This is a genomic window from Achromobacter sp. EB05 (genome assembly GCF_044232075.1).
In the GTDB taxonomy this organism is placed as follows: Bacteria; Pseudomonadota; Gammaproteobacteria; order Burkholderiales; family Burkholderiaceae_B; genus Achromobacter; species Achromobacter dolens.
The window spans coordinates 1,529,634-1,550,437 of record NZ_CP155917.1 but is presented as its reverse complement, the minus strand read 5'-3'; the positions used below and the strand labels follow the sequence as shown (position 1 = coordinate 1,550,437).

Annotated in this window: 12 protein-coding genes; 6 read left to right on the top strand and 6 right to left on the bottom strand. The window is 66.6% G+C overall.

Annotation, left to right across the window (positions count from 1 at the left end; translation table 11 throughout):
- Nucleotides 1-92 precede the first annotated feature (92 nt).
- From zapE to AAID08_RS07035, 5 genes are all read right to left on the bottom strand, one after another.
- Entirely contained in the window at nt 93-1,184 is a 1,092-nt protein-coding gene (gene zapE, locus AAID08_RS07055; protein WP_054501489.1) for a cell division protein ZapE, read from the bottom strand.
- 76 nt (nt 1,185-1,260) lie between these two features.
- Nucleotides 1,261-2,688, bottom strand: coding sequence for a dihydrolipoyl dehydrogenase (lpdA, locus tag AAID08_RS07050; protein ID WP_006389383.1), 1,428 nt, complete (start codon nt 2,686-2,688; stop codon nt 1,261-1,263).
- A gap of 120 nt (nt 2,689-2,808) precedes the next feature.
- A complete protein-coding gene (odhB, locus tag AAID08_RS07045; protein ID WP_144654986.1) occupies nt 2,809-4,041 on the bottom strand; it encodes a 2-oxoglutarate dehydrogenase complex dihydrolipoyllysine-residue succinyltransferase in 1,233 nt (410 codons plus the stop codon).
- A 103-nt stretch (nt 4,042-4,144) separates the two neighbouring features.
- A complete protein-coding gene (locus tag AAID08_RS07040) occupies nt 4,145-7,012 on the bottom strand; it encodes a 2-oxoglutarate dehydrogenase E1 component (protein ID WP_049072268.1) in 2,868 nt (955 codons plus the stop codon).
- Between the two features lie 329 nt (nt 7,013-7,341).
- Nucleotides 7,342-7,812: an Lrp/AsnC family transcriptional regulator gene (locus AAID08_RS07035; RefSeq protein ID WP_049072267.1), complete on the bottom strand. Its 471-nt coding sequence runs from the start codon at nt 7,810-7,812 to the stop codon at nt 7,342-7,344.
- Between the two features lie 192 nt (nt 7,813-8,004).
- Between AAID08_RS07035 and AAID08_RS07030 the strand changes: the two genes are divergently transcribed.
- From AAID08_RS07030 to AAID08_RS07015, 4 genes are all read left to right on the top strand, one after another.
- Nucleotides 8,005-9,021 (top strand): 1-aminocyclopropane-1-carboxylate deaminase, encoded by a 1,017-nt coding sequence (locus AAID08_RS07030; protein WP_020924636.1) that lies wholly within the window; start codon nt 8,005-8,007, stop codon nt 9,019-9,021.
- A gap of 225 nt (nt 9,022-9,246) precedes the next feature.
- Nucleotides 9,247-10,191: an allantoinase PuuE gene (gene puuE / locus AAID08_RS07025; RefSeq protein WP_054416814.1), complete on the top strand. Its 945-nt coding sequence runs from the start codon at nt 9,247-9,249 to the stop codon at nt 10,189-10,191.
- Nucleotides 10,192-10,202: 11 nt separating this feature from the next.
- The gene (locus tag AAID08_RS07020) at nt 10,203-11,903 is read left to right on the top strand and encodes a hydantoinase/carbamoylase family amidase (RefSeq protein WP_175142201.1); all 1,701 of its coding nucleotides are present in this window, start codon (nt 10,203-10,205) and stop codon (nt 11,901-11,903) included.
- Nucleotides 11,904-11,906: 3 nt separating this feature from the next.
- Nucleotides 11,907-13,139, top strand: coding sequence for a M20/M25/M40 family metallo-hydrolase (locus tag AAID08_RS07015; RefSeq protein ID WP_064524455.1), 1,233 nt, complete (start codon nt 11,907-11,909; stop codon nt 13,137-13,139).
- Nucleotides 13,140-13,198: 59 nt separating this feature from the next.
- Here AAID08_RS07015 and AAID08_RS07010 read toward each other — a convergent pair whose 3' ends face one another.
- Nucleotides 13,199-15,256, bottom strand: coding sequence for an OPT family oligopeptide transporter (locus AAID08_RS07010; RefSeq protein ID WP_175142200.1), 2,058 nt, complete (start codon nt 15,254-15,256; stop codon nt 13,199-13,201).
- A 298-nt stretch (nt 15,257-15,554) separates the two neighbouring features.
- On the opposite strand from AAID08_RS07010, the gene mdeB reads away from it, so the two are divergent.
- Together mdeB and AAID08_RS07000 are read left to right on the top strand one after the other, a co-directional pair.
- Entirely contained in the window at nt 15,555-18,242 is a 2,688-nt protein-coding gene (gene mdeB / locus AAID08_RS07005) for an alpha-ketoglutarate dehydrogenase (protein ID WP_395757478.1), read from the top strand.
- A gap of 242 nt (nt 18,243-18,484) precedes the next feature.
- On the top strand, nt 18,485-20,782 hold the full coding sequence (locus AAID08_RS07000) for an NADP-dependent malic enzyme (protein WP_049072257.1): 2,298 nt from the start codon (nt 18,485-18,487) through the stop codon (nt 20,780-20,782).
- The last annotated feature ends 22 nt before the right edge of the window (nt 20,783-20,804 follow it).

Genomic DNA, 20,804 nt, shown 5'->3' with positions numbered 1-20,804 from the left:
TTCGGATGTTAATTGATAATGACTTGCATTACCAATGCAAATGACGCAAATTGCGCCACGTCCGCCCCCGCGGGCGGACGCTTGCGGCATAACTACAACGTTGCAGTCAGGCGGCGTTCCGACTCGAGGTATTCGCGCGACTGCATTTCCAGGATGCGCGATACCGTGCGATGGAACTCGTTGGCGAGCGCGCCCTCGGTGTAGATCTCTTCCGGTTCGCATTCGGCCGACATGATCAGCTTGACGCGATGGTCGTAGAACACGTCGATCAGCCAGGTGAAGCGGCGCGCCTCGGAAGCCTGGCGCGGCCCCATGCGCGGCACGCCGGACAGGATCACCGCATGGAAGCGATTGGCCAGCTCCAGGTAATCATTCTGCGAACGCGGACCGCCGCAAAGCGTGGCGAAGTCGAACCACACCACCGAACCGGCCAGCGCCAGCGCGCGGATCTCGCGATGCTCGATATGCAGCAGCGGCTCCTGCGGTGGCGTGTCGGCCAGGCTGTCGAAGGCCTGCTGCAAGGCCTGTTGCGCGCTCTCGTCCAGCGGCGTGTGGTAGCACTGCACCTGCTCGAGCGAGCGGCGGCGATAGTCGACGCCGGCGTCCACGTTCATCACGTCCATGCGCGCCTGGATCAGCTCGATCGCCGGCAGCACGCGGTCGCGGTGCAGGCCGTCGGGATACAGCGTCGACGGCTCGTAGTTGGAGGTCATCACGAACGAAGTGCCGTACTCGAACAGCTTGAACAGCAGGCGGTGCAGGATCATCGCATCCGCCACGTCCGACACGTGGAACTCGTCGAAACAGATCAGGCGGTAGCGCTTGGCCACGCGCCTGGCCACTTCGTCCAGCGGATCCTGCATGCCCTTCACTTCCTCCAGTTCGCGATGCACGCCGCGCATGAATTCGTGAAAGTGCAGGCGCGTCTTGCGCACCACCGGCACGGTGGCATAGAAGGCGTCCATCAGGAAGCTCTTGCCGCGCCCCACCCCGCCCCACAGATAGACGCCACGCGGCACATCGGGACGGTTCAGCAGCTTCTTCAGGGCGTTCGAGCGCATCGCCTTGAACTTGACCCACTCGTCGTAATAGCGCTGCAGCCGGTCGATCGCCTTCTTCTGGGCTTCATCGGGCTTGTAGCCGCGTTCGGCCAGGGCGTGTTCGTAGTATTCGCGGACGTTCATGGAGATGACACAGGCAAAAGAAAAAAAGGGCGGGTCCGAAAACCCGCCCCCTTTGGCAGAGCCGCAGCGTGGCGGATCAGAAGTTCAAGGCGCGCTTGTCGACGGCCAGGGCGGCTTCCTTCACGGCTTCCGACAGCGTCGGATGCGCGTGGCAGATGCGGGCGATGTCTTCGGCGGCGCCGCGGAATTCCATGATGGTCACGGCTTCCGAGATCAGTTCCGAGGCCATCGGACCGACGATGTGCACGCCCAGGACCTCGTCGGTCTTGGCGTCGGCGATCACCTTGGCAAAGCCGGTGGTGTCGCCCAGCGCGCGGGCGCGGCCGTTGGCCAGGAACGGGAAGCTGCCGGCCTTGTACTCGCGGCCTTCGGCCTTGAGCTGCTGCTCGGTCTTGCCGACCCAGGCGATTTCCGGCGAGGTGTAGATCACCCACGGCACGGTGTCGAAGTTGACGTGGCCGTGCTGGCCGGCGATGCGCTCGGCAACCGCCACGCCCTCTTCCTCGGCCTTGTGCGCCAGCATCGGGCCGCGCACCACGTCGCCCACCGCCCAGACGTTGGGCAGGTTGGTCTTGCAGTCGCCATCCACGGCGATGAAGCCGCGCTCGTCGAGCTTCAGGCCCACGGCATCGGCGTTCAGGCCGCCGGTGTAGGGCACGCGGCCGATCGAGACGATCAGCTTGTCCACCACCAGCTTCTGCTCGGCGCCCTTGGCGTCGACGTAGGGCACGGTCACCGACTTGGCGGTCGCCTTGATCTCGCCGATCTTGACGCCCATCTGGATGTTCAGGCCTTGCTTGGTGAAGGCCTTCAGGGCTTCCTTGGCCACTTGCTGGTCGGCGGCGGCCAGGAACTCCGGCATCGCTTCCAGGATGGTGACTTCCGCGCCCAGGCGGCGCCACACGCTGCCCATTTCCAGGCCGATCACGCCGGCGCCGATCACGCCCAGCGTCTTCGGCACGGCGCCGATGTTCAGCGCGCCGTCGTTGGACAGCACGACCTTTTCATCGAACGGCAGGCCGGGCAGCTCGCGCGCCGACGAACCGGTGGCGACCACCACGTGCTTGGCAACCAGGTCTTCCTCGGCGGTGCCGGTGACCTTGATGGCCCAGCCGCCCTCGACCTGGCCGGCGAACGCGCCCTTGCCATGGAAGAAGGTGACCTTGTTCTTCTTGAACAGGTACAGGATGCCGTCGTTGTTCTGCTTGACCACCGAGTTCTTGCGGCCGATCAGCGTGTCGAGCTTCAGGCTGACGCCCTTGACTTCGATGCCGTGCTCGGCGAAGTGGTGGTTGGCCTGCTCGAAGTGTTCGGACGATTGCAGCAGCGCCTTGGACGGGATGCAACCGACGTTGGTGCAGGTGCCGCCGGGAGCCGGGCCGCCTTGGCCATTCTGCCAGGCGTCGATGCAAGCCACCGACATGCCGAGCTGCGCGGCGCGGATGGCGGCGATGTAGCCGCCGGGGCCCGCGCCGATGACGACGACGTCGAATTGTTTGGACATAGTGTTCTCGCGAATGAGGAGGGAGTGAAACTCGCCCCGGCCCGCGCAAGCCGGCCCGTGGGGCCGGCCGGGCGCCGCCGACACACAGGTCGCGCGGGCGCCGGGCTCAGGGCGCCGAGATTACAGGTCCAGCAACAGGCGCTGCGGATCTTCCAGGGCGTCCTTCATGGCGACCAGGCCCAACACGGCTTCGCGGCCGTCGATGATGCGGTGGTCGTAGGACAGGGCCAGGTAGTTCATCGGACGGATGACGATCTGGCCGTTTTCCACCACGGCGCGATCCTTGGTGGCGTGCACGCCCAGGATGGCCGATTGCGGCGGGTTGATGATCGGGGTCGACAGCATCGAGCCGAACACGCCACCGTTGGAGATCGAGAACGTGCCGCCGGTCATCTCTTCGATGCCCAGCTTGCCGTCGGCGGCGCGGCGGCCGAAGTCGGCGATGGTCTTTTCGATTTCAGCGATGGACAGTTGGTCGGCGTTGCGCAGGATCGGCACCACCAGGCCACGCGGGCTGCCGACAGCGATACCGATGTCGAAGTAGCCGTGGTAGATGATGTCCTTGCCGTCGATCGAGGCGTTGATCAGCGGGAACTTCTTGAGCGCGGCAACGGCGGCCTTGACGAAGAACGACATGAAGCCCAGCTTGATGCCGTGCTCCTTCTCGAACTTGTCCTTGTACTTGTTGCGCAGATCGATGACCGCTTGCATGTTCACTTCGTTGAACGTGGTCAGGATCGCGTTTTCCTGTTGCGATTGCAGCAGGCGCTCGGCGATGCGGGCGCGCAGGCGGCTCATCGGCACGCGCTGTTCCGGACGGCCGTCCAGCGACAGCGTGGTCGGGGCGGGGGCGGCCGGGGCCTTGGCCGGGGCGGCCTTGGCGGCGGGGGCGCTGGCGTTCAGGGCGTCGCCCTTGGTGACGCGGCCGTCACGGCCGGTGCCGGCGACGCTGGCGGCGTCCACGCCCTTTTCGGCGAGGATCTTGGCGGCGGCGGGCGAAGCCACGCCGGCGGCGGCGGTCGAGGCGGGAGCGGCCGGGGCGGCGGCGGCTTGCGCGGCGGCCTTGGGCGCTTCGGCGGCGGGGGCGGTGGCCGGGGTGGCGGCGGCCTTGCCGGCGGTGTCGATACGGGCCAGGACTTCGCCCGAGGTCACGGTGCTGCCATCGCCCTTGACGATTTCAGCCAGCACGCCCGAGGCGGGGGCCGGCACTTCCAGCACGACCTTGTCGGTCTCGACTTCGATCAGGATTTCGTCCGCTTCGACGGCAGCGCCGGGCTGCTTCTTCCAGGTCAGCAGGGTCGCTTCGGAAACGGATTCGGAGAGTTGGGGGACGACGACGTCGGTGATAGCCATTTTGTTTATTCCGTAGAGTGTGTGTTCTGGACCGCACGGCGCGGGCAAAGTTCGAAATTGGATTTCTGCAACTTGCCGCACGCCGCGCGTGCATCGGGTTGGGTTACTTGGTCAGCATGGCCTTGAACTTGGGCGCGAAAGCCGCTTCGATCAGCGCCTTCTGCTGCTCCTGGTGCTTGGCCAGGTAGCCCACGGCCGGCGAAGCCGACGCGGCGCGACCGGCGTAGCCCAGCTTCTGGCCTTCGACCATGTTCTCGTACACGTGATGCTGAACGTAGAACCACGGGCCCTGGTTCTGCGGCTCGTCCTGGACCCAGATCACTTCGGTGGCCTTCGGGTACTTGCGCAGTTCGGCTTCGAACGACTTGTGCGCGAACGGGTACAACTGCTCGACGCGGACGATGGCGACGTTGTCGGCGCCACGTTCACGGCGGGCATTGACCAGATCGTAGTAGACCTTGCCCGAGCAAGCCAGCACGCGCTTGACCTTGGCGGCGTCGATGGCCTCGTCGACCTCGCCGATCACCGGGCGGAAGCTGCCGCCGGCCAGTTCGGTCAGGGGCGAGCCGGCGTCCTTGTTGCGCAGCAGCGACTTGGGCGTGAACAGCACCAGGGGCTTGCGGAACGGACGGATCATCTGGCGGCGCAGCACATGGAAGATCTGCGAGGCCGAGGTCGGCTGGATCACTTGCATGTTGTTGTCGGCGCAAAGCTGCAGGAAGCGCTCGATGCGGCCCGACGAGTGCTCGGGGCCCTGGCCTTCGTAGCCGTGCGGCAGCATCAGGGTCAGGCCCGACTGGCGGCCCCACTTGGCTTCGCCGGAGCTGATGAACTGGTCGATCACGACCTGGGCGCCGTTGACGAAGTCACCGAACTGGCCTTCCCAGATGGTCAGCGTGTTGGGTTCGGCGCTCGAGTAGCCGTATTCGAAGCCCAGCACGGCCTCTTCGGACAGCACCGAATCGATCACGGTGAACGGGGCCTGGCCTTCCGAGACGTTCTGCAGCGGAATGTAGGTGCCGTCGTTCCAGCGCTCGCGGTTCTGGTCGTGCAGCACGGCATGGCGGTGCGTGAACGTGCCACGGCCCGAGTCCTGGCCGGTGATGCGGATGGCGTAGCCCGAGGACACCAGCGTGGCGAAGGCGAGGTGTTCGCCCATGCCCCAGTCCAGGTTCATTTCGCCCTTGGCCATGGTGCGGCGGTCGTTCAGCAGCTTGGCGACCAGCGGGTGCACCGTGAAGCCTTCCGGCACGGTGGTGATGCGCTCGCCGATGCGCTTGAGCTCGGCCAGCGGCACGGCGGTGTCGGCCTGGTCGGTCCACTTGGCGCCCAGGAACGGCGACCAGTCGATCGCGTACTTGCTCTTGTAGTCGGTCAGCACCGGTTCGATGGTGCGCTGGCCGTCTTCCATCAGTTGGCGGTAGTCCTTGACCAGTTGGTCGGCTTCGCCCTCGGACAGCACGCCCTGCGTGGTCAGCTTGTCGGCGTACAGCTTGCGCGTGCCGGGGTGATGGCCGATGCGCTTGTACATCAGCGGCTGCGTCAGCGACGGGGTGTCCTGCTCGTTGTGGCCCAGCTTGCGGAAGCAGACGATGTCGACCACGACGTCGTGGCGGAACTGCAGGCGGTAGTCCAGGGCCAGCTTGGTCACGAACACGACGGCTTCGGGATCGTCGCCGTTGACGTGGAACACCGGCGCTTCGATCATCTTGACGACGTCGGTGCAATACAGCGTGGAACGCGAGTCGCGCGGATCCGACGTGGTGAAGCCGATCTGGTTGTTGATGACGATATGCAGCGTGCCGCCCGTGCCGTAGCCGCGGGTCTGGGCCAGGTTCAGGGTTTCCATCACCACGCCCTGGCCGGCGAAGGCCGCGTCGCCGTGCACCAGCACCGGCAGCACTTGCTTGCCTTCGGCGTCGCCGCGGCGTTCCTGGCGAGCGCGCGCGCTGCCTTCGACCACGGGGTTGACGATTTCCAGGTGGGACGGGTTGAACGCCAGCGACAGGTGCACCGGACCGCCACGGGTCGACAGGTCGCTCGAGAAGCCGTTGTGGTACTTCACGTCGCCGTCGGTCAGGCCTTCGGCGTGCTTGCCTTCGAACTCGGCGAACAGGTCGCCGGGCATCTTGCCCATGATGTTCACGAGCAGGTTCAGGCGGCCGCGGTGGGCCATGCCGACCACGATTTCCTGGACGCCGTTTTCACCGGCGTGGTTCACCACTTCGTCCATCGAGGCGATGAAGCTTTCGCCGCCTTCCAGCGAGAAGCGCTTCTGGCCGACGTACTTGGTGTGCAGGAAACGCTCGAGGCCTTCGGACTCGGTCAGTTGCTGCAGGATGTGGCGCTTTTCTTCGGCCGTGTAGGTCGGCGCACCCAGCGTGGTTTCCAGGCGTTCCTGGATCCAGCGCTTGGCGGCGGGGTCGGAGATGTGCGTGAATTCGGCACCGATGCTGCGGCAGTAGGTGTCGCGCAGCGCCTTCAGGATGTCGCGCAGCGTCATGGTGCTGGCGGTCGTGAAGTAGGTGTTGGTGGCCGAGTAGGTCTGGTCCAGGTCGGCTTCGGTCAGGCCGTAGAAGGCCGGATCGAGTTCGGGGATCGGCGGACGTTCCTGGCGCTTGAGCGGATCCAGGTCGGCCCAGCGCGAACCGAGCGAGCGGTAGGCGGCGATCAGCGATTGCACCGAGACTTGCTTGGAGGCGACGCTCAGGTCGGGTTCGGCGGCGCGTTGCACGAAGGCATTGGCCTTGGCGCGCTGGGCGAACGATTCGACGATGGGAGCGTGGGCCTGGTCGCGGGTGGATTCCTGGCCGTCGGTGGCGGGAGCGTGCTGCAGCTGGTCGAAGTATTCGCGCCAGTTGTCAGGTACCGAACCGGGGTTGTCGAGGTAGGCTTCGTAAAGCTCCTCAACGTAGGGGGCGTTTCCCCCAAACAAGTAAGACGTGGATAGGGATTCTATTTCCGAAGACATAATCGCTTCACCTTTACGAGTGCTTCACTCGATTACGATGCAGGAAAACCTTCCGCGACACGGGCTTCCCGTTTAGCGGATAGCAGGGGCAGAAGGCGCGTACAAGCCTTGAAAGCCGTATGCATGAAAGTATAACCCTTTGAGTTTACGGGCGTCTTTTTGCGATTGCGTGACGCAAAAGCGCGCCAGGAATGGTTTCATGCGGCGTTGGAATGTCCATGCAACCCCTGCAATTACGCCGTCTACGCGCCCGCAAATTCCGCGAACGAAAAATGCCGCATTGCGGCATTTTTTTCGATCCGTGCGCGAGGTGTTGCGCAATTGCCTCGTCAGAGCGGCAGTTCGGTGGTCGACAGGATCTCTTTCAGCACGAAAAAAGTGCGGATCTGGCGCACGCCGGGCAGCTTGATGATCTCGCCCGCGTGCAGCTTGTTGAAGCGCTCCAGGTCGCGGATGCGCAGCATCAGGAAGTAGTCGAACTCGCCCGCCACCAGATGGCACTCGAGGCAGCCGCTGATGCCGCGCGCGGCCTGCTCGAAGTCGGTGAAGGACTCCGGCGTGGAGCGATCCAGCACCACGCCGACGATCACCAGCGTGGCCATCTCGACCTCGGCCGGTTCGAGCAGCGCCACCGTCTTTCTGATGATGCCCTCGGCCTTGAGCTTTTCCACCCGCCGCAGGCAGGCGGCGGGACTGAGATGCACGCGCGCGCTCAGATCAAGGTTGGTGATCTGGGCGTCCTGCTGCAGCAGGCGCAGGATCTGGCGGTCGATGCGATCCAGCCCGGCGATGGCGGCCATCTAATATGTCCCTATAAAATTTAATTTGGTTTTTATTTTTTATTTATAAATATTAAATCCAAAAATCGAATTTCCTAAAAATTTAAAAGGAAGAAGCCAAGAAAATACGCAATTGACCAACAATCTGGCGGATTCCTATGATTTTTCCATCCGCGGCGGCCCGCCCGGATCCCCCTTCCCCCAGGAGCCCGCATGGATCTGCAACGCTTTCCCCGCCACCGCCTGACCTTCGGCGACACCCCCATCGAAAAGCTCGAGCGCCTGTCCGCCCACCTCGGCGGCAAGGTCGAGATCTACGCCAAGCGCGAGGACTGCAACAGCGGCCTGGCGTTCGGCGGCAACAAGCTTCGCAAGCTGGAATACCTGATTCCCCAGGCGCTGGAACAGGGTTGCGACACGCTCGTCACCATCGGCGGCATCCAGTCCAACCACACCCGCATGGTGGCGGCCGTGGCCGCCAAGCTCGGCCTGGCCTGCGTGCTGGTGCAGGAAAACTGGGTGGACTACTCGGATGCGGTCTATGACCGGGTCGGCAACATCATGATGAGCCGGCTGATGGGCGCCGACGTGCGCCTGGTGGACCAGGGCTTCGACATCGGTTTCCGCCGCAGTTGGGAAGAGGCGCTGGAGGACGTGCGCAAGCGCGGCGGCAAGCCGTACGCGATTCCGGCCGGCGCCTCCGACCATGAGCTGGGCGGGCTGGGCTATGTCGGCTTCGCCGAGGAAGTGCGGCGGCAGGAGGCCGAGCTGGGCTTCAAGTTCGACTACATCGTGGTCTGCGCCGTCACTGGCAGCACGCAGGCCGGCATGGTGGTGGGCTTTGCCGCCGACGGCCGCGCCGACCGCGTCATCGGCATCGACGCCTCGGCCACGCCGGACCAGACCCGCGCGCAGATCCTGCGCATCGCGCGCCGCACCGCCGACATGGTGGGCCTGGAGCGCCCCATCACGGACGGCGACGTGGTGCTGGATACGCGCTATGCCTACCCGGCCTATGGCCTGCCATCGGCCGAGACCAACGAGGCGATCCGCCTGTGCGCGCGGCTCGAAGGGATGATGACCGACCCGGTCTACGAGGGCAAATCGATGCAGGGCATGATGGACATCGTGCGGCGCGGGGAAATCCCCGCCGGTTCCCGGGTGCTGTATGCGCATCTTGGGGGGGTGCCGGCGATCAACGCCTACAGCTTTCTCTACCGCAACGGCTGACGGCGGCTATGGCGCCAGCGGGTGGCCCTGCGGCGACCTGCGCTGAACCGCTCTTGCCGATACCCAGGAACCACCCGCCGGCGGCGCACGCCGGCGGGTGGTTCGCTTCAGGGCGATCGGACTTGCCTGACGTATTAGGGTCATCACTAATGATGTACATAAATTGTATACAGACAATGCGGTTTACCTTATCGTGTCGAACACGATGTCCACGCCCGCCTTGTCATGAGCACCTACGACTCAACCCAGCCCTACCCGCGTGACCTGATCGGCTACGGCCGCAACCCGCCGCATGCGCAATGGCCCGGCAACGCCCGCATCGCGGTGCAGTTCGTGCTCAATTACGAGGAAGGCGGCGAAAACTGCGTCTTGCATGGCGACGCGGGATCCGAACAATTCCTGTCCGAGATGTTCAACCCGGCCAGCTACCCGGAACGCCACCTGAGCATGGAAGGCATCTACGAGTACGGCTCGCGCGTGGGCGTCTGGCGCATCCTGCGTGAATTCGAAAAGCGCGGCCTGCCGCTGACGGTGTTCGCCGTCGGCATGGCACTGCAGCGCCACCCCGAGCTGGCAGCGGCGCTGGTCGAGCTGGACCACGAGATCGCCTGTCACGGCTGGCGCTGGGTGCACTACCAGAACGTGGACGAAGCCACCGAACGCGAGCACATGCGCCTGGGCATGGAGGCCATCACGCAACTGACCGGCGCCCGCCCGCTGGGCTGGTACACCGGCCGCGACAGCCCGCGCACGCGCCGCCTTGTGGCGGACTACGGCGGCTTCGAATACGACAGCGACTACTACGGCGACGACCTGCCGTTCTGGATGCGCGTGCAAAAGAGCGACGGCAGCGTGGCGCCGCAACTGATCGTGCCCTACACGCTGGACTGCAACGACATGCGCTTCGCGCTGCCGCAGGGCTATTCGCACGCCGATCCGTTCTTCCAGTACCTGAAAGACAGCTTCGACGCGCTCTACGCGGAAGGCGACGAGGCGCCCAAGATGCTCAGTATCGGCATGCATTGCCGCCTGCTGGGCCGGCCCGGCCGCATCGTCGCCCTGCAACGCTTCCTGGATCACATCGCGCGCCATGACCGCGTGTGGGTCTGCCGCCGCCTGGACATCGCCCGGCACTGGCAGGCGCGCCACCCCTATCAACCCGCTGCCTGAACCGCGCAACCATGGCCCCTACCCTCGCCCGATTCAACGACGCCGCGCCGCAAGACGCCGCCGCCATGCTGGCCGACCTGTATCCCCACGCGCCCTGGGCCGCCGAACAGGCGGTGCGGGCGCGCCCGGTGCACAGCGTGGCGCAGTTACAGTTGGCCCTGCAGCGCGCGGTGGACGACACTGACGCCGCCACGCAATTGGCGCTGCTGCGCGCTCAGCCCGTCGCCATGCTCGACGCGGCGGCGGACGCCGCCGCGCTGGCCGCCGACTATGCCGCGCGTTTCGGCTTTCCCTTCATCCTGTCCCAATACGGCCCGCGCGGCGCCGGCCCGCAAGACGGGCAATGGCGCCAGGCGCTCGAACGCCGCCGCCACAACGCGCCGGACGACGAACGCCGCGAGGCCCTGCGCCAATTGCACCGTGACGCCGAAGTGCGGCTTTACGACCGTTTCGGCGTCGAACCGGACCTGGGCAACGACATCTGGGACTGGCAGGAAAAGCTCAGCGCGCACAGCGATCCGGGCTACGCCGAGAACGGCCAGCTCACCGTCACCTACCTGACCGACGCGCACCGCGCCTGCGCCCAGCGCATCTCGCATTGGATGCGCGATTGCGGCTTCGACGAAGTCGGCATTGACGCGGTCGGCAACGTGGTCGGCCGCTATCACGCCAACCGCGCCGACGCGCCCATCCTGATGAGCGGCAGCCATTACGACACGGTGCGCAACGCCGGCAAATACGACGGTCGCCTCGGCATCTTCGTGCCGATGGCCTGCGTGCGCGCGCTGCACCGCCAGGGTCGGCGCCTGCCCTACGCGATCGAAGTCGTCGCTTTTTCCGAAGAGGAAGGCCAGCGCTATCCGGCCACCTTCCTCGGTTCCGGCGCGCTGATCGGCGACTTCCAGCCGCGCTGGCTCGAACAGCGGGACGCTGACGGCATCAGCATGCGCGACGCCATGGCGCACGCGGGGCTGTGCGTGGACGACATTCCCAAGCTCAAGCGCGATCCGGCCCGCTACCTGGGCTTTGTCGAAGTGCATATCGAACAAGGCCCCGTGCTCAATGAAATGGGCCTGCCGCTCGGCGTGGTCACGTCGATCAACGGCTGCGTGCGCTACCGCGTGCGGATCCACGGCACGGCCTGCCATGCCGGCACCACGCCGATGGACCGGCGCCGCGACGCCGCCGTGGCCGCGGCCGAGCTGATCGTGTTCGTCGAAGGCCGCGCCGCGCGCGACGGCGATTCGGTCGGCACCGTCGGCATGCTGGAAGTGCCCAATGGCTCGATCAACGTGGTGCCCGGCGAATGCCGCTTCAGCCTCGACCTGCGCGCGCCCAGCGATCCGCAGCGCGATGCGCTGGCCAAGGACGTGCTGGCCGAACTGGAGGCGATCTGCCAGCGCCGCGGCCTGCGCTACACGCTCGAGGAAACCATGCGCGCCGCCGCCGCCCCCAGCGCGCCGGCCTGGCAGCAGCGCTGGGAACGCGCGGTGCAAGCGCTCGGCGTGCCGGTCCATTGCATGCCCAGCGGCGCCGGCCACGACGCCATGAAGCTGCACGAGATCATGCCGCAGGCCATGCTGTTCGTGCGCGGCCAGAACGCCGGCATCAGCCACAACCCGCTCGAATCCACCACCAACCACGACATGCAGCTGGCCGCGCAGGCAATGCAGCGGCTGCTCGACGATCTCGCCAACGAAGCAACGAGCTGAACCATGACCGATTACGCCCGACTCGACGCCTGGGTGGACGCCCACTTCGATGAAGAAGTGCGCTTCCTGCAGGAACTGGTGCGCGTGCCGACCGACACGCCGCCGGGCAACAACGCCCCGCACGCCGTCCGCACCGCCGAACTGCTGCAAGGTTTCGGCCTGCCGGCCGAGTCCCATCCCGTGCCCGCCGACGAAGTGCGCGCCTACGGCATGGAGTCCATCACCAACCTGATCGTGCGCCGCGAATACGGCGCTGGCGGCCGGCGCATCGCCCTCAACGCCCACGGCGACGTGGTGCCGCCGGGCGACGGCTGGGAGCACGATCCGTATGGCGCCGAGATCGAGGACGGCTGCCTCTACGGGCGCGCCGCCGCGGTCAGCAAGAGCGATTTCGCCAGCTTCACCTTCGCGCTGCGCGCGCTGGAAGCGGTGGCGCGCCCGAGCCATGGCGCGGTCGAACTGCACTTCACCTACGACGAGGAATTCGGCGGCCTGCTCGGTCCCGGCTGGCTGCTGCGCCAGGGCCTGACGAAACCCGACCTGCTGATCGCGGCCGGCTTCAGCTATGAAGTCGTGACGGCCCACAATGGCTGCCTGCAAATGGAGGTCACGGTGCACGGCAAGATGGCGCACGCCGCTATTCCCGCCACCGGCGTGGATGCGCTGCAGGGCGCGGTCGCGATCATGAACGCGCTGTACGCGCAGAACGCGCGCTATCGCGAGATCACTTCGCGGGTCGAGGGCATCAGCCACCCCTATCTGAACATCGGCCGCATCGAAGGCGGCACCAACACCAACGTGGTGCCCGGCAAGGTGGTGTTCAAGCTGGATCGCCGCATGATCCCGGAAGAGAACGCGGCCGAGGTCGAGGCCGACATCCGCCGCATCATCGAAGAAGGCGCGGCCGCCACGCCCGGCCTGCGCGTCGAGATCAAGCGCCTGCTGCTGGCCAACGCCATGCGGCCGCTGCCCGGCAACCAGCCGCTGGTCGACGCCATCCGCAAGCATGGCCAGGACCTGTTCGGCGAGCCGATCCCCGCCATGGGCACGCCGCTCTACACCGACGTGCGCCTGTACGCCGAGGCCGGCATTCCCGGCGTGATCTACGGCGCCGGCCCGCGCACCGTGCTGGAGTCGCACGCCAAGCGCAACGACGAACGCGTGGTGCTGGAAGACCTGCGGCGGGCCACCAAGGTCATCGCCCGAACCCTGGCCGACCTGCTGCGGCCGGCATGAAAAAAGGGCATGACGCGCGCGTCATGCCCTTTCGATCCGTGCCTGGCGCAACGCCTGGCCTATGGCCGCGCCAGCCGCGTCACGCGGCGCCAGAACAGCACCGCCACCAGCGCGAACACCGCCAGCCCCAGGAACGAGGCGGTGCGCGCGAATTCCTCGCCCGCGATCGCCAGCGGCGCATCGGTGCCGGCGGCGCCGATGATGGCGGCCATCACCACGCCCACCAGGCTCTCGCCCACGATCAGGCCCGAGGCGATCAGCACGCCGCGCCGGTTGGCGGCGTCGGCGAACGATTCATAGTCCTTGCCGGCGGCCGCGGCGCGGCGGCGCAGCGCGCGCTCCAGCAGCCAGGCCAGCAGCGCGCCGACCACGATCGGCGCCGCCACCGTCGGCGGCAGGTAGATGCCGATGCCCACCGCCAGCACCGGGATGCGGGCGACCTTGCAGGTGCGCTTGAGGATCTCGTCCACCACGATCAGGCCCACGCCCACCGCCATGCCGATCAGGATCATGGTCCAGTTCAGTTGATGCGTGAAGATGCCGCGCGCGATCGCCAGCATCAACGTGGCCTGCGGCGCCGACAACGCCTGGGACGGGTCCATGCCTGCGCGCGGCATCGCATCGGCGAAGCCGTAGGCGTTGTACAGCAGGTCCAGCACCGGCGAGATCACCGCCGCGCCAAGGACGCAACCGATCAATAGCGCAACCTGCTGGCGCCACGGGGTCGCGCCGACCAGCCAGCCGGTCTTCAGATCCTGCAGATTGTCATTGGAGATCGAGGCCACCGCCACCACCGCCGACGTGCTGAAGATCGCCAGCGCGATGGTCATCTGCACGCCGTTCTGCACCGCCAGCAGGTCGCCGCCCAGCGCCAGCAGCAACAGCGACACCAGCACGATGGCAACGATGCCCACGCCCGAGATCGGGCTGGTCGAGGTGCCCACCAGACCCGCCATGTAGCCGCAGGCCGCCGCCACCAGGAAACCGAAGACGAAAGCAAACAGCACGGCGTAGGCCACCAGTTTCCAGACCGCGGCGGCCGTCAGCGGCGCGTCCGCCAGGAACACCTGGAACGTGATCACCAGCACCGCCACCAGCACCAGCGTGACGACCGAGATCCAGCCCGCCGACAGGTCGCGCTCGGTGCGCGGCGCCTTGCCCGCGCGCGCCGCGCCGGTGCGCGTCAACGCCGAGAACGAGGCCTTGACGCCACGCGCCATCGGCATGAACAGCGTCGCCAGCGTCCAGATGGCGCCCACGCCGATGACGCCTGCGCCAATGAACCGCACCTGCGACGACCACAGCCCGGTGGCGAATTTCGCCAGCGACATGTCCGCGGGAATCTGGGCCATCGAAGTCAGGATCGGCACCGCGATGCCCCACGAGATCACCAGCCCCGTCAGCATGGCCAGGCCCGCCACGATGCCGATCAGGTAACCCGCGCCCAGCAGCGCCAGCGAAAAACCCATCGGCAGCCGGAACACCGCGCCGCCCAACGAAAACCAGCCGCTGACGCCGTCGCCCAACACCCGCAGGCCGCTGGCCGCGAAGCTGACTGCCACCGCCACCACGCCGCCGCTGACGATGTCGCCCATGCCGGTGGCCGCCGGCCTGGCCGGCGCCCGAGCGGAATCCTCGGCCGCGTCCTGGGCGCGCTCGGCGCTGCCCACCCGCAGGATCTCGGCGGCCGCCACGCCCTCCGGGTACGGCAGGTCGCTCTGCACCACCATCACGTGGCGCAGCGGAATCGTGAACATCACGCCCAACATGCCGCCGGCCGCGCAGATGCCCAGGGTCTGCCAGAACGGAAAGCCCTGCCAGTGGCCCATCATGACCAGCGCGGGCAGGATGAAGATGATGGCCGACAGCGTGCCGGCCGCCGAGGCCTGCGTCTGCACCATGTTGTTCTCGAGGATGTTGGCGTCCTTGAACAGGCGCAACACCGACATGGAAATGACCGCCGCCGGGATCGCCGACGAGAAGGTCAGGCCGACCTTGAGCCCCAGGAACACGTTGGAGGCGGTGAAGATAATGGTGATGACTGCGCCCAGCAGCACGCCGCGGAATGTCAGTTCCGGTAGCGTGACCTCTGCCGGGACGCTGGTAGGTTGAGTCATTGAAGTCTCCCTTTACTGGCCGGGACGCGATCCCGCCGCTAGGGCGGGACGGCCCCGGCTATCAGGGCGTTGCCGCCCTGTCTGGTTGCCGGTTTGTTTTTTGTGAAGCGCGAATTCTAGCGCCTTGGCGTCCAGCAGGTGGTCACCACCGGTAAGCGGCCGAAGGCGGCAGATCCTGCCGCCGACACGCCAATCGTCAAATGATTATGCTGAAAACCACGATTTCCTCCCGGCATTTTGATTACCCATGCCCCAGCGATAGGACTAGCATGGCGCTTACAAAGGAGACAAAACCATCATGTGCGACGCCAGCCATTCCCCCGCCGGGACCGCCCCCCGGCATGATGCCGATCCCGCCGAAACCGCCGAATGGCGCGACGGCCTGCAATCCCTGGTCGAGGCCTCGGGCGCCGAACGGGCGGGCTATGTGCTGGACAACCTGCTGGGGCACGCCGCCGCCCTGGGCTTGCGCGCCAACAGCCAGACGCGCACCGCCTACCTGAACACCATCCCCGCCGACCAGGAACCGCCCTTTCCCGGCAACCTGGCGGTCGAGGAACGCATCGCCCGCATCAACCGCTGGAACGCCCTGGCCATGGTGGTGCGCGCCAACCAGGCCCATGGCGAACTGGGCGGCCACATCGCCAGCTACGCCTCGGCCGCCGACCTGTTCGAGGTCGGCTTCAACCACTTCTTCCGCGCAACCACGGCCGACGGCCCGGGCGACCTGGTCTACATGCAGCCGCACTCGGCGCCCGGCGTCTATGCCCGCGCCTACCTGGAGGGTTTCCTCAGCGACGACGACCTGGCCCACTTCCGCCAGGAAATCACCGCCACCGCGCGCGGCCTGCGCGGGCTGTCGTCGTATCCGCATCCCTGGCTGATGCCCGACTTCTGGCAGTTCCCCACCGGCTCGATGGGCATCGGTCCCATCAACGCGATCTACCAGGCGCGCTTCATGCGCTACCTGGAACACCGCTCGCTGGTGCCCGCGAGCGACCGCAAGGTCTGGGGCATCTTCGGCGACGGCGAGATGGACGAACCGGAGTCGATCGCCGCGCTGACCCTGGCCGCGCGCGAAAAGCTCGACAACCTGGTGTTCGTCGTCAACTGCAACCTGCAGCGCCTGGACGGCCCGGTGCGCGGCAACGGCCGCATCATCGACGAACTCGAAACCCTGTACGCGGGCGCCGGCTGGAACGTCATCAAGCTGGTCTGGGGCAGCGACTGGGACGCCCTGCTGCGTCGTGACACCAACGGCGCCCTGGCGCGCGCCTTCGCCAACACGGTGGACGGCCAGTTCCAGACCTTCGCCGCCAACGACGGCGCCTTCAACCGCGCCCACTTCTTCAACCAGAATCCGGAACTGGCGGCGCTGGTGGCCGACTGGACCGACGAGGCCATCGACCGCTTGCACCGCGGCGGCCACGACATGGTCAAGATCCATGCCGCGTACCACCGCGCCGCGCATCATCGCGGCCAGCCCACCGTGATCCTGGCGCAGACCAAGAAGGGCTTTGGCATGGGCACGGCCGGCCAGGGCAAGATGACCACCCACCAGCAGAAGAAGCTGGACGACGAGGCGCTGCTGGCGTTCCGCGACCGCTTCGCCCTGCCGATCTCCGATGCCGATTGCCTGGCGCTCAAGTTCTATCGCCCGGCCGAAGACAGCGCCGAGCTGCGCCACCTGCAGGCGCGCCGCGCCGCGCTGGGCGGCCACATCCCGCGCCGCCAGACCCAGGCGCCGCGCCTGGCGCCGCCGGCGGTGGACCAATGGGCGCGCTTCGCGCTCAGCGCCGACGGCAAGGAGATGTCGTCCACCATGGCCATCGTGCGCATGCTGACGGCGCTGCTGAAAGACCCGCAGGTCGGCCCGCGCATCGTACCCATCGTGGCCGACGAAGCGCGCACCTTCGGCATGGCCAACCTGTTCCGCCAGATCGGCATCTATTCGGCGCAAGGCCAACTGTACGAACCCGAGGACATTGGGTCGGTGCTGTACTACCGCGAGGCGCGCGACGGCCAGATCCTGGAAGAAGGCATCACCGAGGCGGGCGCGATCTCGTCGTGGACGGCGGCCGGCACCAGCTACTCGGTCAACGGCCTGCCGATGCTGCCTTTCTATATCTATTACTCGATGTTCGGTTTCCAGCGCATCGGCGACCTGATCTGGGCCGCGGCCGACCAGCGCACGCGCGGCTTCCTCATCGGCGCCACCTCCGGCCGCACCACGCTGGGCGGCGAAGGCCTGCAGCACCAGGACGGCTCCAGCCACATCATGGCCGCGGCCGTGCCCAACTGCCGCGCCTACGATCCGGCCTACGCCTACGAAGTCGCGGTCATCGTCGAGTACGGCATGCGCCGCATGCTGGACGAACAGCGCGACGAATTCTTCTACCTGACCGTCACCAACGAGAACCTGGCGCAGCCCGACCTGCCGCGGGACGGCGCGGCGGCCGAGGGCATCCTGCGCGGCATGTACCGCCTGCGCCCGGCGCGCCAGCAGGCGGCGGTGCGCCTGTTGGGCGCCGGCCCCATGCTGCGCGAAGCGGAAATCGCCGCCGAGCGCCTGCACGCGGAATACGGCGTGGATGCCGAGGTCTGGAGCGTGACCAGCTTCTCCGAACTGGCGCGCGATGGCCGCGAGGCCGAACGCGCGCGCGCGCTCGGCCTGCCCGCCGCGCCGGACGCGGACTGGGTGCGCGCCTGCCTGGGCGGCAGCGATGCGCCGGTGGTGGCCGCCACCGACTACGTGCGCGCCGTGCCCGAACAGATCCGCGCCTGGGTGCCCGCGCCCTACCGCACGCTGGGCACCGACGGCTTCGGGCGCAGCGACACCCGCGCTCGCCTGCGCGACTTCTTCGAAGTCAGCGCCGACTGGATCGTGCTGCACGCCCTGGACAGCCTGGGCCGGCAGGAGCAAGCCGACGCATTGCGCCGCAAACTGGGCGCAGCCGATCGCGCCACGCCGCCCTGGGCGCAATAACACCCTGAAAGAAAAGGAGAAAAGCCCCGAACCGGGGCTTTCTCCTTTTTCACCGGCGTCATCACAAGGCGCGCCGGCTTGATCAAAATCGGACGATCGCTGCGCTGCAGCAACCAATTCGCGCCGCTTTCTGTTGAAATACGGGTGTTCCCTAAGCATTTCCCAAAGAATACGGCGGGCCGCGAGCCCGCTTTTTGCTTTCCGCTTTTTACCTACAGTTAGCGCCGAAAAGGCTGTATCCCATGGACGAAACCCTCACCAAACTGGCGTTGGATTACCACGCCTATCCCACCCCCGGAAAGATCTCGGTCACCCCGACCAAGACCCTCGCCAACCAGGACGACCTGTCGCTGGCGTACTCGCCCGGCGTGGCCGCCGCGTGCATGGCCATCTTCGACCAGGGCGACGACGCCGCGTCCAAGTACACCTCGCGCGGCAACCTGGTGGGCGTGATCACCAACGGCACCGCCGTGCTGGGCCTGGGCAACATCGGCCCGCTGGCCGCCAAGCCGGTCATGGAAGGCAAGGGCTGCCTGTTCAAGAAGTTCGCCGGCATCGACGTGTTCGACATCGAACTGGCCGAGAACGACCCCGACAAGCTGGTCGACATCATCGCCGCGCTCGAGCCCACGCTCGGCGGCGTCAACCTCGAGGACATCAAGGCGCCCGAGTGCTTCTACATCGAGAAGAAGCTGCGCGAACGCATGAAGATCCCCGTCTTCCACGACGACCAGCACGGCACCGCCATCATCTCGTCGGCCGCCATCCTGAACGGCCTGAAGGTCGTGGGCAAGGACATCGGCACGGTCAAGCTGGCCTGCTCGGGCGCCGGCGCCGCCGCCATCGCCTGCCTGGACCTGCTGGTGCACCTGGGCGTCAAGCGCGAGAACATCTACGTGGTGGACTCGCGCGGCGTGATCTGGGACGGCCGCGATGAAAACATGGAAGCCAACAAGAAGCGCTACGCGCAGAAGACCGACGCGCGCACGCTGGCCGACGTGGTCAACGGCGCCGACGTGTTCCTGGGCTGCTCGACCGCCGGCGTGCTGACCGCCGACATGGTCAAGACCATGGCCGACCGTCCGCTGATCCTGGCGCTGGCCAACCCGGAGCCGGAGATCCGCCCGGAAGTCGCCAAGGCCGCGCGCCCCGACTGCATCATCGCCACCGGCCGTTCGGACTACCCGAACCAGGTCAATAACGTGCTGTGTTTCCCCTTCATCTTCCGCGGCGCCATGGATGCCGGCGCCTCGCGCATCACCGAGGAAATGAAGCTGGCTTGCGTCAAGGCCATCGCCGAGCTGGCCCAGGCCGAGCAGAACGATGAAGTGGCCCGCGCCTACGCCGGCCAGGAGCTGTCGTTCGGTCCCGACTACATCATCCCGAAGCCGTTCGACCCGCGCCTGATCGTGCAGATCGCCCCGGCCGTGGCCCAGGCCGCCGCCGACTCCGGCGTGGCCGCCCGTCCGATCGAGGACATTGAGGCCTACCGCCAGAAGCTGATGGGCTTCGTCTACCACTCGGGCCAACTGATGCGCCCGCTGTTCGCCCAGGCCAAGAAGGCGCCCAAGCGCGTCATCTACGCCGACGGCGAAGACGAGCGCGTGCTGCGCGCGGTGCAGACCGTGGCCGATGAAAAGCTGGCGTTCCCGATCCTGATCGGCCGTCCGTCCGTGATCGAGATGCGCATCAAGAAGTTCGGCCTGCGCCTGGTCGCCGGCCAGCATTTCGAGATCGTCGATCCCGAAGACGACAGCCGCTTCAACGAAACCTGGAACGCGTACTACCAGCTCAAGGGCCGCGAAGGCGTGACCCCGGCCATCGCCAAGGCGATGATCCGCAAACACAACACGCTGATCGGCGCGATGCTGCTGCGCCGCGGCGATGCCGACGCGCTGCTGTGCGGCGTGGCCAGCAAGTACGACAACCAGCTCAAGTACATCGACGAAATCATCGGCAGGAAGGAAGGCCAGACCTACGCCGCCCTGAACGTGCTGATGCTGCCCGACCAGACGCTGTTCGTCACCGACACCCACGTCAACGAGAACCCGTCGGCCGAGGAAGTCGCCAACATCACCATCCAGGCCGCCGACGAGATGCTGCGTTTCGGCGTGGTGCCCAAGATCGCCCTGCTGTCGCACTCGAACTTCGGCAGCCGCGTCACGGAGTCGTCGCGCAAGATGGCCGCCGCGCGCCAGTTGGTGCAGGACCGCGCGCCCGACCTGGAAGTGGATGGCGAAATGCACGCCGACGCCGCCCTGTCGGAAAAGATCCGCGTGCTGGCCTACCCGGACAGCACCCTGAAGGGTCGCGCCAACCTGCTGGTCATGCCGACGCTGGACACCGGCAACATCACGTACAACATGCTGAAGATGACGGGCAGCAATGGCGTCGCGATGGGCCCGATCCTGCTGGGCGCCGCGCGTCCGGTGCACATCCTGACGACCAGCGCCACCGTGCGCCGCATCGTCAACATGACCGCCCTGGCCGTGGTCGATGCGCAGCAGGAAGCCGCCGAGGCCGCCAAGAAGCGCCGTTGATCGCATCGCGCTGAGCGACATG